At 67.0% G+C, this 11978-nt stretch carries 10 protein-coding genes; 3 read left to right on the top strand and 7 right to left on the bottom strand.

Annotation, left to right across the window (positions count from 1 at the left end; genetic code table 11):
* Positions 1 to 76: 76 nt before the first annotated feature.
* Together HT136_RS05610 and HT136_RS05605 are read right to left on the bottom strand one after the other, a co-directional pair.
* Entirely contained in the window at positions 77 to 355 is a 279-nt protein-coding gene (locus HT136_RS05610; protein WP_214198593.1) for a hypothetical protein, read from the bottom strand.
* Positions 356 to 541: 186 nt separating this feature from the next.
* The gene (locus tag HT136_RS05605; protein WP_214198592.1) at positions 542 to 697 is read right to left on the bottom strand and encodes a hypothetical protein; all 156 of its coding nucleotides are present in this window, start codon (positions 695 to 697) and stop codon (positions 542 to 544) included.
* 249 nt (positions 698 to 946) lie between these two features.
* Between HT136_RS05605 and recQ the strand changes: the two genes are divergently transcribed.
* Positions 947 to 2821, top strand: coding sequence for a DNA helicase RecQ (gene recQ, locus HT136_RS05600; RefSeq protein WP_214198591.1), 1875 nt, complete (start codon positions 947 to 949; stop codon positions 2819 to 2821).
* 111 nt (positions 2822 to 2932) lie between these two features.
* On the opposite strand, the gene HT136_RS05595 is transcribed toward recQ, so the two are convergent.
* On the bottom strand, positions 2933 to 4378 hold the full coding sequence (locus tag HT136_RS05595; RefSeq protein ID WP_214198590.1) for a L,D-transpeptidase family protein: 1446 nt from the start codon (positions 4376 to 4378) through the stop codon (positions 2933 to 2935).
* A 170-nt stretch (positions 4379 to 4548) separates the two neighbouring features.
* Between HT136_RS05595 and HT136_RS05590 the strand changes: the two genes are divergently transcribed.
* Both HT136_RS05590 and acnA read left to right on the top strand, forming a co-directional pair.
* Complete coding sequence (locus HT136_RS05590; protein ID WP_214198589.1) at positions 4549 to 5496, top strand: DMT family transporter; 948 nt, start codon at positions 4549 to 4551, stop codon at positions 5494 to 5496.
* Between the two features lie 156 nt (positions 5497 to 5652).
* Complete coding sequence (acnA, locus tag HT136_RS05585; RefSeq protein ID WP_214198588.1) at positions 5653 to 8328, top strand: aconitate hydratase AcnA; 2676 nt, start codon at positions 5653 to 5655, stop codon at positions 8326 to 8328.
* Positions 8329 to 8495: 167 nt separating this feature from the next.
* Here acnA and HT136_RS05580 read toward each other — a convergent pair whose 3' ends face one another.
* From HT136_RS05580 to ruvA, 4 genes are all read right to left on the bottom strand, one after another.
* Positions 8496 to 9353, bottom strand: coding sequence for a PEP-CTERM sorting domain-containing protein (locus HT136_RS05580; RefSeq protein ID WP_214198587.1), 858 nt, complete (start codon positions 9351 to 9353; stop codon positions 8496 to 8498).
* A 263-nt stretch (positions 9354 to 9616) separates the two neighbouring features.
* On the bottom strand, positions 9617 to 10660 hold the full coding sequence (gene ruvB, locus HT136_RS05575; RefSeq protein ID WP_214198586.1) for a Holliday junction branch migration DNA helicase RuvB: 1044 nt from the start codon (positions 10658 to 10660) through the stop codon (positions 9617 to 9619).
* Positions 10660 to 11226: a DsrE family protein gene (locus HT136_RS05570; RefSeq protein WP_343222114.1), complete on the bottom strand. Its 567-nt coding sequence runs from the start codon at positions 11224 to 11226 to the stop codon at positions 10660 to 10662. The genes ruvB and HT136_RS05570 overlap by 1 nt, the downstream gene beginning before the upstream one ends.
* Positions 11223 to 11834 carry a Holliday junction branch migration protein RuvA gene (ruvA, locus tag HT136_RS05565; RefSeq protein WP_214198585.1) on the bottom strand — a complete coding sequence of 204 codons (612 nt, stop codon included), beginning with the start codon at positions 11832 to 11834 and terminating at the stop codon, positions 11223 to 11225. Before ruvA ends, HT136_RS05570 begins: the two co-directional genes overlap by 4 nt.
* Positions 11835 to 11978: the final 144 nt, after the last annotated feature.

The following is an 11978-nucleotide window of genomic DNA, read 5'->3' as shown; positions in this document are numbered from 1 at the left end:
CGGGGAAGCCCCAAGCCTGATCCGACTTTCTCCTCCCGCCCCCGTGCGGCATACCGGGGCGACAGGAGTTCGGCAGTCAGTGGATCAGCGGCACGCTTGCGGGCTTCGCAGGCCGGTCGGACGAAGCGCGGACAAAGTCGCGACCGGATTCCGTTTCCACTTGGATCGAGAGCAGGGCGAAGGCGGCCTCGGCTCCGAAATGCACCAATTCGTTGATCACCGGATCGGTCGGCACGCCCAGATCGCGCGCCATCGCCTTCAGGGTGCGCGCGAGTTCGACGAATTCCTGTTCGTTGAGCCACGCGGTGTGGCATTCTTCGAAGCGTACGAACGCGTCGCGTAGAAGTGCTCCCATGATCTTTCCTCGTCCCTATCGTTATACCGTGCATCGATCCATACAATCGATTGCATAGTTATCGCATCGAGGCGCGAAGAAGGCATTAAGCTCCCAACAGGAGCTTTGCGGAAGCCCAGCCTGCATAAAAGTTACCACGCGCGCTCGCCCCCACCGAGAAACGCGTGCTCGGCGGGCGCGGCGGTTTCAGAAGAAGCGGTCGAACAGACGCGAGAGGAACCCGCGATCGCTGTCCATCGGCTGGATCGGGCCATAGGCAAGGTAACGCTGCGAAGCGTCGCGATGCGGGCGCGGAAGGATCGATTCGTGCGGACGACTAGTCCGGTAACCGTAAGACGACATGATGTGCATCTCCTTGAACCAGGTGTCGAAAATGAAACGCACAAGGCCACGCAAAAGTGCCCGGGGCACCTAAATATAACCTCGCCAAGAAAAGCCCCGCGCGCGACTTCACCGCGACTTGCGGGCCACTTGCCGCGAGCCCTCGATCCACCCATACCGTCCGCCCCTGCCGCGCAGGACACGAAAGCGGAGGAAACACGCGGCCCGCGCCCTTTCCCGGGCGCACCGGCTCTGCCATAAGCGGCCCCCGTGAGCGAAGACGACTGGCCCTACGAAACGACCTTCTACGGCGATGACGACGGATACGGCGACTGGGCCGACACCGTCGACAACACGCCCGCCCCTGCCCCCTCGCCGGAGCGGGTGCGCGAGGCGCTGCACGACACCTTCGGCTTTTCCGGCTTTCGCGGCGTACAGGACCAGGTGGTCGAGCGCGTGCTCAACGGACACTCGACGCTCGCGGTGATGCCCACGGGCGCGGGCAAGTCGCTCACCTACCAGTTGCCCGCGGTGCTGCTCGAGGGCACCTGCGTGGTCGTCTCGCCGCTCATCGCGCTGATGCACGACCAGCTGCGCTCGGCCCGCGCCAACGGCATCCGCGCCGCGACGCTGACGAGCGCCGACGCCGACTGGCGCGAAACGCTCGACGCCTTCCGCGCCGGCGAACTCGACTTGCTCTACATCGCCCCCGAGCGCGCCAGCCAGCCGGCCTTCCGCGATCTTCTCTCGAGCACGCGCATTGCCCTCTTCGCGATCGACGAGGCGCACTGCGTCTCGGAATGGGGCCACGACTTCCGCCCCGACTATCGCCTGCTACGTCCGCTGCTCGACGCTTTCCCGCAGGTCCCGCGCCTCGCGCTGACCGCGACCGCCGACCACCACACCCGCACCGACATCCTCGCCCAGCTTGGCATCGGCGAGGACGGGCTCATCGTCGCGGGCTTCGACCGTCCCAACATCCGCTACGCGATCCGCCCGCGCGAAAGTGTGGCGCGCCAGCTGAAGGGCGTGATCGACGAGAACCCGGGCCCGGGCATCATCTACGCGCCCACCCGCGCGCGCGTCGAACAGCTTGCCGAGACGCTCGCCAGGGACACCGGACGGAGGGTCCTGCCCTACCACGCCGGGCTCGCCCCCGAAGTGCGCGCGCGCAACCAGTCCGCCTTCGTCGCGAGCGAGGACATGGTGATGGTCGCCACCGTCGCCTTCGGCATGGGCATCGACAAGCCCGACGTTCGCTTCGTCGCCCACGCCGGCATCCCCAAGTCGATCGAGGGCTACTACCAGGAAACCGGCCGCGCAGGCCGTGACGGCGATCCGTCGGTCGCGGTCATGTTCTGGGGGGCGGACGACTTCGCCCGCGCCCGCATGCGCCTGTCCGAGATCGACGAGGCGCGCCAGCAGAGCGAACGCCAGCGGCTCGAATCGCTTGCCGGACTGATCGAGACCGCCGATTGCCGCCGCGCCGTGCTGCTGCGCCACTTCGGCGAGACCCCGCCCGCCAGATGCGGCAACTGCGACACCTGCCTCGAACCCGTCGACGTGATCGACGCGACGACATTGGCGCAAAAGCTGCTTTCGGCCGCCTACCGCACCGGCCAGCGCTATGGCCTGGGACATCTGGAAAAGGTCCTTGCAGGCATCGGCGACGAGCGCGTGCTCCAGCAGGGCCACGACCAGCTCTCGGTCTTCGGCATCCTGCGCGAGGAGGAAAAGCCGATCCTGAAGGCCCTCGCCCGCGCGCTTCAGGCGCGCGGCAGCCTCGTTCCTACCGAACACGGCGGGCTGGCGCTCGGCGGAGACGCGCGCGAGATCCTCAAGAACGAGGCCGCGGTGATGATCGTGCGCCCGCCCAAGAAGGAACGTGGACGCCGGGGCCGCGCGGCCGACCAGACCCCCAACCCCGTCGGCGATCCGCTGTTCGACGCACTGCGCGAGCTGCGCCGCGATCTCGCCAAAGACCAGGGCGTGCCGCCCTACGTCATCTTCCACGATGCGACCTTGCGCGAGATGGCCGCGCAGCGCCCCGCGACGCTGTCCGAGCTCGGCTCGATCACGGGCGTGGGCACGCGCAAGCTCGACGCCTACGGCGAAGACTTCCTGCACGTGCTACAGCAGTTTTGAAGACGGTTTGATAAGGGGTTTACCACCCCTTGACCCCGTACACCGCCAAGCCCGGCGCGGGCATGGCAAGGTCTTTCCGAGAGGCCACGTCGCCCGGAAAGACCTTTCCCCTCACAGCGGGTTGTCGAGCTTGATCACTTCCTCGTCGCTCTTGCGCTGGTTGGTCTTGAGCTCGCGCGGTTTCTGAAAGCTGGCGAGGACCGGCGCGTCGCGGCCATAGAGGTCGGCGAACGTCTGCAAGGTGCCGTCGATGTCGCGCGCGATCGTGAAATAGGTGAGGTAGACCGGGAAAGTGCGGGTCATCTCGACCTTGGTGTACTTGCCCGAGCGCGAAATGTCGGCCGCTTCCGAAGCGGTCATGCCCGCCCCCAGGATCGCCATGGTCATGCCCAGCTCGACCGCGCGCTCGGTGCGGATGCAGCCGTGGCTGAAGGCGCGCACCTTCTCGTTGAAAAACTGCTTGGCGGGGGTGTCGTGCAGGTAGATCGCGTGCTCGTTGGGCATGTCGATCTTCATGAGACCCAGCGAATTGTTCGGCCCCGGCTGCTGCACGACCCACACGTTGCCATTGGCGTCCTTGGTCGCCTTGTAGCCCGCGTTGCGTGCCCAGTTGGGGTTGTTGAGCACCTTCTGGCCCAGCCCCTCACCCTTGGTGATCGACTGCGGCACGGTCCAGGTCGGGTTGAAGACGACCGCCGAGACCGTTTCGGCCAGCTGCGGCGTCGCGGTGCGCCCGGGCTTGCCGACCACCGTCTTGTAAGTGCGGATGATCTTGTTCTTGACCGTCAGGCGCAGCTGGAACTCGGGCACGTTGGTGAGGAGGTAGACATCGCCAAGGTCGCGCTTGAGCCAGCGCCAGCGATCCATGTTGGCCATGATCAGCAGGCGGCGGTCTTTCTTGGCCATCGGCGTGGCCGCCAGCTCGGCCCTGAGCGCGGCGTAGTCCGGCACGGTCGGCGCAAGCGCGGCGACGACGCCCGTGACGTCGTGGTTGGCAAGCGCCTCGGCCATGATCTTGCCGGTCGGCATGTCGTCGCGGTCGGGGTCGACAGCGAACCACTGCACGCGGTCAGGCATCGGAGTGCGCCCATCGCGAAGGTCCTCGATCAGCCAGCCGAACACCTTGCTCGCCAGCGTGTCGAGCGCATCGCCCTCGCCGTTCGCGATCGCGGCCTTGAGCGCGGCGGGCTGGTAATCGGCCGGCACGAGGCCTTCCTTGCCGATCTGCTGGATCGTGGTGAGCAGCGCCTGCGCGTCCGACGCGGCCCAGGGCATCACCGGCTCGGACAGGAACAGGTCCTGCACGACGGGATCGGAGGTCGTGCGAAGGTCGTTCGCATCGGGCGCCGGGGGCACAGCGGTCTGCCCCGCGGCCGGCGCGTTGGTCGGTGCCGCGCTCGGCGCCGACGAAGGCTGCGGCGCCGGCTTGTGCGGGCGCGGGAGGATGTCCTCGGGCATGGCGCCGGCGCGGCTCTGAGCGAGAACGGGTTGGGCCATGAGCGAAAGCGCCGAGAGGCTCGAGAGAAGACCGCAGGCCCTGCGCTGGAAGGTATTCATCAGGTTTCGAATTCCGCCGGTAGAAACAATGGACCGCCCCGCCGCCCTTTCGCGAAGGGCAGCCGACAGGGCGCGATGTGCGCTTTTATAGCACGACCTTCAAGCATCGTGCCTGTCGCTGGGATGAATTGCTTGCGAATAAGTTGCCCCCGGACCACAGCTTGCAAGCCATGAACGCCCCCGCTTCCGAACCGGTTCCGCCCCCCATCACGCAACCCGTCATCGCTGCATCCATGGCGCCCGCGGCGCGCCACGGGCTCGCCATCCTGGCGGTGATTGCGGGCATCGGCGCGTTCAGCGCGATGGACGCGGCGATGAAAGGCGCCTCGCTGGTGGTCGGGGTCTACTCCGCACTGCTCCTGCGCAATGCGCTCGCCACGCTCTTCGCCCTGCCGATCTGGGCCCTGAGCGGCCCGGTGCGCCCGACGCGCGAACGCCTGCGCCTCCACGCCATCCGCGCCGCGGTCACCACCAGCATGGCCAGCCTGTTCTTCTACGGCCTCGTGCGCATCCCCATGGCCGAGGCCATCGCGATCTCGTTCATCTCGCCGATCATCGCGCTGTTCCTCGCCGCGCTGATGCTGGGCGAGGTCGTGCGCCCCCGCGCGATCCTGGCCTCGCTGTTCGGGCTCGTGGGCGTCGCGGTGATCGGCAGCGGACGCTTCGGCACGCTCGACACCTCGCCCGAGACGGTGAAGGGCATTGCCGCCGTGCTGCTGTCCGCGGTGTTCTACGCGGTCAACCTCGTGCTCCAGCGCAAGCAGGCGCAGATGACCCGCCCGGGCGAGATCACGCTGTTCCAGAACCTGTTCTGCACACTTTACGTCGCGCTTCCCGCGCCGCTGCTCTTCGTGCTGCCCCACGGCATCGAATGGGGGCTGGTGGCGCTGGCCGCGGCGAGCGCCGCACTTGCCCACCTGTTGCTTTCTTGGGGCTATGCGCGCGCCGAAACGCAAGTGCTCGTGCCGATAGAGTACACCGCCTTCCCCTGGGCCGCGCTGTTGGGCTGGCTCATATTCCAAGAAAACGTGGCGATTGCGACTCTTGCCGGAACCGTCCTGATCGTGGCGGGATGCTGGGTGGGCACGCGAAACAAAATTTCGCCAGCCGAAACCTAGACGAATGTAGCAGGCCCTGCCCCCTTGACCTGAGGCCGTTCAACGCGCATCGGCGAGCCGACGAATCCGTTTGTCGCATCGCAACAGCGCCCGAGGCCCAAGGCCGCGTGGCCACGGCGGTGGAAACAGACATCACAGGAAGGGAATAACGCCCACATGACCCAGGTCGGACAGGATACGCTCGGTACCCGCAGCACCATGACCGCCGGCGGCAAGACCGTCGCCTACTATTCGTTCAAGAAGGCCGCCGAGAAGATCGGCGACGTCTCGCGCCTTCCTTTCTCGATGAAGGTCCTCCTCGAGAACATGCTGCGCTTCGAGGACGGCGGCTTCACCGTCTCGACCGACGACATCCAGGCCGTGGCCGACTGGCAGAAGAACCCCGTCACCGGTTCGGAAATCCAGTACCGTCCCGCCCGCGTGCTCCTGCAGGACTTCACCGGCGTTCCCTGCGTGGTCGACCTCGCCGCGATGCGCGACGGTATCGCCGCGCTCGGTGGTGACACCTCGAAGATCAACCCCCAGGTTCCCGTCAACCTCGTGATCGACCACTCGGTCATGGTCGACGAGTTCGGCACGCCCAAGGCGTTCGAACAGAACATGGAGATCGAGTACCAGCGCAACATGGAGCGCTACGACTTCCTCAAGTGGGGTTCCAAGTCGCTCGACAACTTCTACGCGGTTCCCCCGGGCACCGGCATCTGCCACCAGGTCAACCTGGAAAACATCGCGCAGAGCGTGTGGACCGACAAGGACCAGAACGGCGAGCTCGTCGCCTACCCCGACACGTGCGTCGGCACCGACAGCCACACCACCATGGTCAATGGCCTCGGCGTCCTTGGCTGGGGCGTGGGCGGCATCGAAGCCGAAGCCGCGATGCTCGGCCAGCCCGTCTCGATGCTCATCCCCGAAGTCGTCGGCTTCAAGTTCACAGGGGTACTGAAGGAAGGCGTGACCGCCACCGACCTCGTGCTGACCTGCACCAACATGCTGCGCAAGCACGGCGTGGTCGGCAAGTTCGTCGAATACTTCGGTCCGGGCCTCGCCACGCTGTCGCTCGCCGACCGCGCGACGCTCGCCAACATGGCCCCCGAATACGGCGCGACCTGCGGCTTCTTCGGCATCGACGAGAAGACCCTCGACTACCTGCGCCTCACCGGCCGCGAGGAAGGCCAGATCGCGCTCGTCGAAGCCTACGCCAAGGAGCAGGGCTTCTGGATGGACGCCTCGGCACCCGAGCCGGTGTTCTCCTCGACCCTCGAACTCGACCTCTCGACCGTCGTGCCCTCGCTCGCCGGTCCCAAGCGTCCGCAGGACAAGGTCGTCCTCACCGACGTCGACGATGTGTTCCACAAGGACATGGCCGAGCTCTACAAGCGCGAGCTCAAGTCGGTCCCCGTTGCCGGCGCCGACTACCAGCTGACCGATGGTGACGTGATGATCGCCGCGATCACCTCGTGCACCAACACGTCGAACCCCTCGGTTCTCGTCGCCGCCGGCCTCGTCGCCAAGAAGGCCGACGAACTGGGCCTCAAGCCCAAGCCCTGGGTCAAGACCTCGCTGGCCCCGGGCTCGCAGGTCGTCACCGACTACCTCAACAAGGCCGGCCTCCAGAAGCACCTCGACAACGTCGGCTTCAACCTCGTCGGCTATGGCTGCACCACCTGCATCGGCAACTCGGGCCCGCTCGCGGATCCGCTGTCGAAGGCGATCAACGAGAACGACCTGGTCGCCTCGGCGGTCATCTCGGGCAACCGCAACTTCGAAGGCCGCGTCTCGCCCGACGTGCGCGCGAACTTCCTGGCCTCGCCGCCGCTCGTCGTCGCCTATGCGCTCAAGGGCACCGTGGTGGAAGACTTCACCACCACCCCGATCGGCACCGGCAAGGACGGCCAGGACGTGTTCCTCAAGGACATCTGGCCGACCAACGAGGAAGTGACCTCGACCATGAACGCCTGCGTTGACCGCGAGATGTTCCAGGCCCGCTACGCCGACGTCTACAAGGGCGACGAGCACTGGCAGGCGATCAACGTCACCGGCTCGGAAACCTACGCGTGGAAGCCGGCTTCGACCTACGTTGCCAACCCGCCCTACTTCGAGGGCATGGAAATGACCCCGAAGCCGGTTTCGGACATCCTCGAGGCCAAGCCGCTGCTGATCCTGGGCGATTCGGTCACCACCGACCACATCTCGCCCGCCGGTTCGATCAAGGCGGACAGCCCGGCCGGCAAGTGGCTGATGGAGCACCAGGTCGCCAAGGCGGACTTCAACTCCTACGGTTCGCGCCGTGGCCACCACGAAGTCATGATGCGCGGCACCTTCGCCAACATCCGCATCAAGAACGAGATGGTCCCGGGCACCGAAGGCGGCTTCTCGTCGTACAAGGGCGAAACCATGGCCGTCTACGACGCCGCGGTGAAGCATGCCGCCGACGGCACGCCGCTCGTCGTCATCGCCGGCAAGGAATACGGCACCGGCTCGTCGCGTGACTGGGCAGCCAAGGGCACCAACCTGCTCGGCGTGCGCGCCGTGATCGTCGAGAGCTTCGAGCGCATCCACCGCTCGAACCTGGTCGGCATGGGCGTGCTCCCGCTCCAGTTCAAGGACGGCGACACCCGCGAATCGCTCGGCCTGACCGGCGAGGATGCCTTCACCATCAAGGGCGTCGCCTCGATCAAGCCGCGCCAGGACGTCGAAGTCGAAGTGACCCGCGCCGATGGCTCGACCTTCACTTTCACCGCCCTGTGCCGCATCGATACGGCCAACGAGGTCGAATACTACATGCACGGCGGCATCCTGCAGTACGTGCTGCGCAACCTCGCCGCAGCCTGATCCACACGCCGCTCGCGTAACGCGCAACGAAAAGGCCCCGTCCGGCATTGCCGGACGGGGCCTTTTCGTTGCGCAATGCCGCAAGCCCCGGTGCACGCCGGACCCAAATGAAAAAGGGCGGCGCCATCGGCACCGCCCTTTTGCTTCGCACCTCGTGGGTGGACGTGTCAGGCCGCCGCCGAGCCCTTGCGACCCAGGCGCCGCCGCGCGAAGACCGCCGCCGCGCCCGCGCCGAACAGGATCAGCATGGGCGGTTCGGGCACGTCGGTCGGCGGTGGCGGGGCGTTGCCGCCGGTCGTGGTGCTGCCGCTCGTCGTCGAAGTCGTGGTGTCGCCACCGGTCGAACTCGAGCTCGACGACGATGTCGAGGAGGAAGTCGAGGACGAGGACGAGGTGGACGTCGAAGACGAGGGCGTATCCGAACCCGAGGTGGTCGAAGTCGTCGTCGTGGTGTCGCCGCCCGAAGTGCTCGTCGTGGTCGTGCTGGTGGTGGTCGACCCGTCGCCGCCCGAGGAACTGCTGGAGGACGACGACGAACTCGAGGAGGAGGAGGAAGACGACGAAGACGAGGACGTGCTCGTCGACCCGCCGCTGGTGGTCGAGGTGATCACCACGGTCCCGCCACCCGAACTGCCGCCCCCTCCGAAGAAGCCACCGAAGAAACCGCCCCCGAAGCCACCGAAGCCGCCGCTCGACCCGCCGATCACCACCGGAGTGCCTCCGCTGCCGCCAGCCGGAAGGGGCGCGGGTGCCGGAGGGATATAGGGCGGGGGTACGGGAACCATGGCCAGCTGCGATTCGACCGGCGGCTTATCGATCAGGCGTTCCCGCCGCGTCTCGCGCGGCTTCGCGCGCGGGATCAGGCGCTTTGCCGGGCGCGGCTTGACCGCGACCTTGGCCTGCTTGAGCTTGTGGTACTGGGTGGTGGGCGCCTGGGTTTCCGCGACGTGCACCGCCCCGCCCCCGATCACGGCACAGCCAGCCGCGCAGGCTGACAATTTGGCAATGGCGGTCCGGATCGACATATGCGCTGCTTTCTTCGCTACCCTGGCAAGAGCCGCCGCCGCCGCCGGCCAGCACCTTCTCGCATCCTGTTTCTACTCCACTCAACGCAGAGAGCGGTTAACACGACAATGGCGTTAACTCTGTATCCACGCCCTTGAAGCGAATTTTTGCGAGAATTGGGAGGGCCTTGCTCGCCCCTGTATCGAAACGGGACTTTTCGGAAGGCAAAGTGTAAACCATTACGACAGGTATCCGCCCCGGGGACGGCCCTTCCCGGCCCCGGTCAGTCGCCGTCCATGCCCCCTGGCGAATCGAACAAGCCCCCCTGCGGTCCCGCCGGCGGGGTCAGCCCGAGATGCTGCCAGCCCCGATCGTTGAGGCAGCGCCCGCGCGCGGTGCGTGCGACAAGGCCGAGCTGGATCAGGTAGGGCTCGATCACTTCCTCGATCGTGTCGCGCGGCTCGGAAAGCCCCGCCGCGAGCGTCTCGACGCCCACCGGGCCGCCCTTGTAGATGTCCGCGATCATCATGAGGTAGCGCCGGTCCTGCATGTCGAGGCCGATCGAATCGACGTCGAGCCGGGTCAGCGCATCGTCGGCGATGGCGCGGGTGATCACGTCCGATCCCGCGACGTGGGCAAAGTCGCGCACGCGGCGCATCAGGCGCCCGGCAACGCGCGGAGTCCCGCGCGAGCGGCGCGCGATCTCGGTCGCCCCGCCCTTGTCCATGCCGATCCCGAGCAGGTTCGCGCCGCGCGTCACCACGTGCTCCAATTCGGGCACGGTGTAGAACTGGAGGCGCACCGGAATGCCGAAACGGTCGCGCAAGGGGGTCTGGAGCAGGCCCTGGCGCGTGGTCGCCCCGATCAGCGTGAAGGGCGGCAGGTCGATGCGCACCGAGCGCGCCGAGGGCCCCTCGCCGATGATGAGATCGAGCGCGCGGTCCTCCATCGCCGGGTAGAGCACTTCCTCGACCACCGGGTTGAGGCGGTGGATCTCGTCGATGAAGAGGACATCGCCATGTTCCAGGTTGGTGAGCAGTGCGGCGAGGTCGCCCGCCTTGGCGATCACCGGGCCCGAAGTGGCCCGAAAGCCAACGCCCAGTTCGCGCGCGACGATCTGCGCCAGCGTCGTCTTGCCCAGGCCCGGCGGACCGAAGAAGAGCGTGTGGTCCATCGCCTCGCGGCGCGACTTGGCGCTCTGGATGAAGACGCGCAAGTTGTCCTTGGCCCCTTCCTGACCGACGAAATCGGACAAGGTCTTGGGGCGAAGCGCCGCATCGGCGTCCTCGGGCTGCGGGGCGGGGGAGAGGATGGGGTTTTCGCTCATCAGAAGGGGTTCAGCGTGTAGCCGTCCTGTTGGAGGAGGGCGTGGGCGGTCATGGCCGAGAGCGCCATTTCCACGCCGGGAAGGAGTTCGGACTTGCCAAGACCCATCGCCGCCGCGCTCTGCCCGCACAAGATCACACGCACGCCCCTGGCGTGGAGCGCGGCAATCAGCGGGGCGTTGGCGTTGCTCGCCCCGTCAGTGCGACTGGCGTAGCCGAGGCTGTCGAGCAGGTCGCGCCCTGCCGCCCCGTGCACGACGAGCGCGACATGCACCTTGTCGAGCGGCACGCCGGCGGCGACCTGCATGTTGATGAAGCGCGCCGCGCTGTCGAAGCCGCGGTTGATCTCTCCCGGCTTGGCCGCGGCCGAGACGTCGAAGGCCACCTTGAATTCGGTACCCTCGGGTATCTTCATGTCCGCCTCGACCGCGTAAGTCTTCCCATACTTGGCGAAGACCGGGCCGGTGCGCGGCGTCGCATCTTCGGCACCCGCGCCGCTTGCCAGGGTCAACGCGGCCAAAACGGACACCGCCGCCGACTTCAGGTTCAGGTGCGAGCCCACGCTCACCCCGCCGCCTTCTTCAGGGCAACCCGGACAAGATCGTTGAGCCCGGCGTCCTCGCCCAATTCGCCTATCGCCTGCGCCACCGCCGTGCTGGCGATGGCGGGCTTGAAGCCCAGGTTCTGGAGGGCGGAGACGGCGTCGGCGCTGGCAGAGCCCACCGGGGCCGAAGCGGCCGAGACGATCCCCGGCGCCCCCGGCGCGGTGGGCATGCCACCCGCCTTGTCCTTCAATTCGTTGACGATGCGCGTTGCCAGCTTGGGGCCGACGCCGTTGGCGCGCGCAACCATCGCGCTGTCGCCCCCGGCGCAGGCGCGCTGGAGTTCCTCGGTGGTGAGCGCCGAGAGGATCGCCAGCGCGACTTTCGAGCCCACCCCCTGCACCGCCGTCAGCAGGCGGAACCAGTTGCGCTCGGCCGCCGAGGTAAAGCCGATCAGGCGCTGGTCGGTCTCGGACACCTGCATCTCGGTGTGGACGACGACCTTGTCGCCCCGGATGCCGAGGTGGTCGAGCGTGCGCGCCGAACAATGGACGAGATAGCCCACCCCGTTGACGTCGATCACCGCCCAGTCGGGTCCGGTGTCGTCGAGCAGGCCGGTCAGCTTTGCGATCATGGTTTGTTCCCCATGCGCTTCCTATGCACGGGGCATGGTCGGGGGACAAGGGGCAAGTGCCCGGCTGTCCCCTCCGGCCTTGCCATTGTTTGCGATGACAAGCGCCCGGCACGCTCCTATGGAAACGCCATGGGGAATTCTCGC

It is taken from the genome of Novosphingobium profundi, assembly GCF_018491765.1.
Classification (GTDB): Bacteria; Pseudomonadota; Alphaproteobacteria; order Sphingomonadales; family Sphingomonadaceae; genus Novosphingobium; species Novosphingobium profundi.
Note: the sequence above shows the minus strand (reverse complement) of the source record. Positions and strands in the feature narration are given on the sequence as shown.

What these genes read in the sequence shown, in the direction of transcription:
- ruvB (WP_214198586.1), bottom strand. Translation starts at nt 10,660, where the DNA reads ATGAGCGAAAACCCCATCCTCTCCCCCGCCCCGCAGCCCGAGGACGCC.
- HT136_RS05610 (WP_214198593.1), bottom strand. Translation starts at nt 355, where the DNA reads ATGGGAGCACTTCTACGCGACGCGTTCGTACGCTTCGAAGAATGCCAC.
- HT136_RS05595 (WP_214198590.1), bottom strand. Translation starts at nt 4,378, where the DNA reads ATGAATACCTTCCAGCGCAGGGCCTGCGGTCTTCTCTCGAGCCTCTCG.
- ruvA (WP_214198585.1), bottom strand. Translation starts at nt 11,834, where the DNA reads ATGATCGCAAAGCTGACCGGCCTGCTCGACGACACCGGACCCGACTGG.
- HT136_RS05590 (WP_214198589.1), top strand. Translation starts at nt 4,549, where the DNA reads ATGAACGCCCCCGCTTCCGAACCGGTTCCGCCCCCCATCACGCAACCC.
- HT136_RS05580 (WP_214198587.1), bottom strand. Translation starts at nt 9,353, where the DNA reads ATGTCGATCCGGACCGCCATTGCCAAATTGTCAGCCTGCGCGGCTGGC.
- HT136_RS05605 (WP_214198592.1), bottom strand. Translation starts at nt 697, where the DNA reads ATGTCGTCTTACGGTTACCGGACTAGTCGTCCGCACGAATCGATCCTT.
- acnA (WP_214198588.1), top strand. Translation starts at nt 5,653, where the DNA reads ATGACCCAGGTCGGACAGGATACGCTCGGTACCCGCAGCACCATGACC.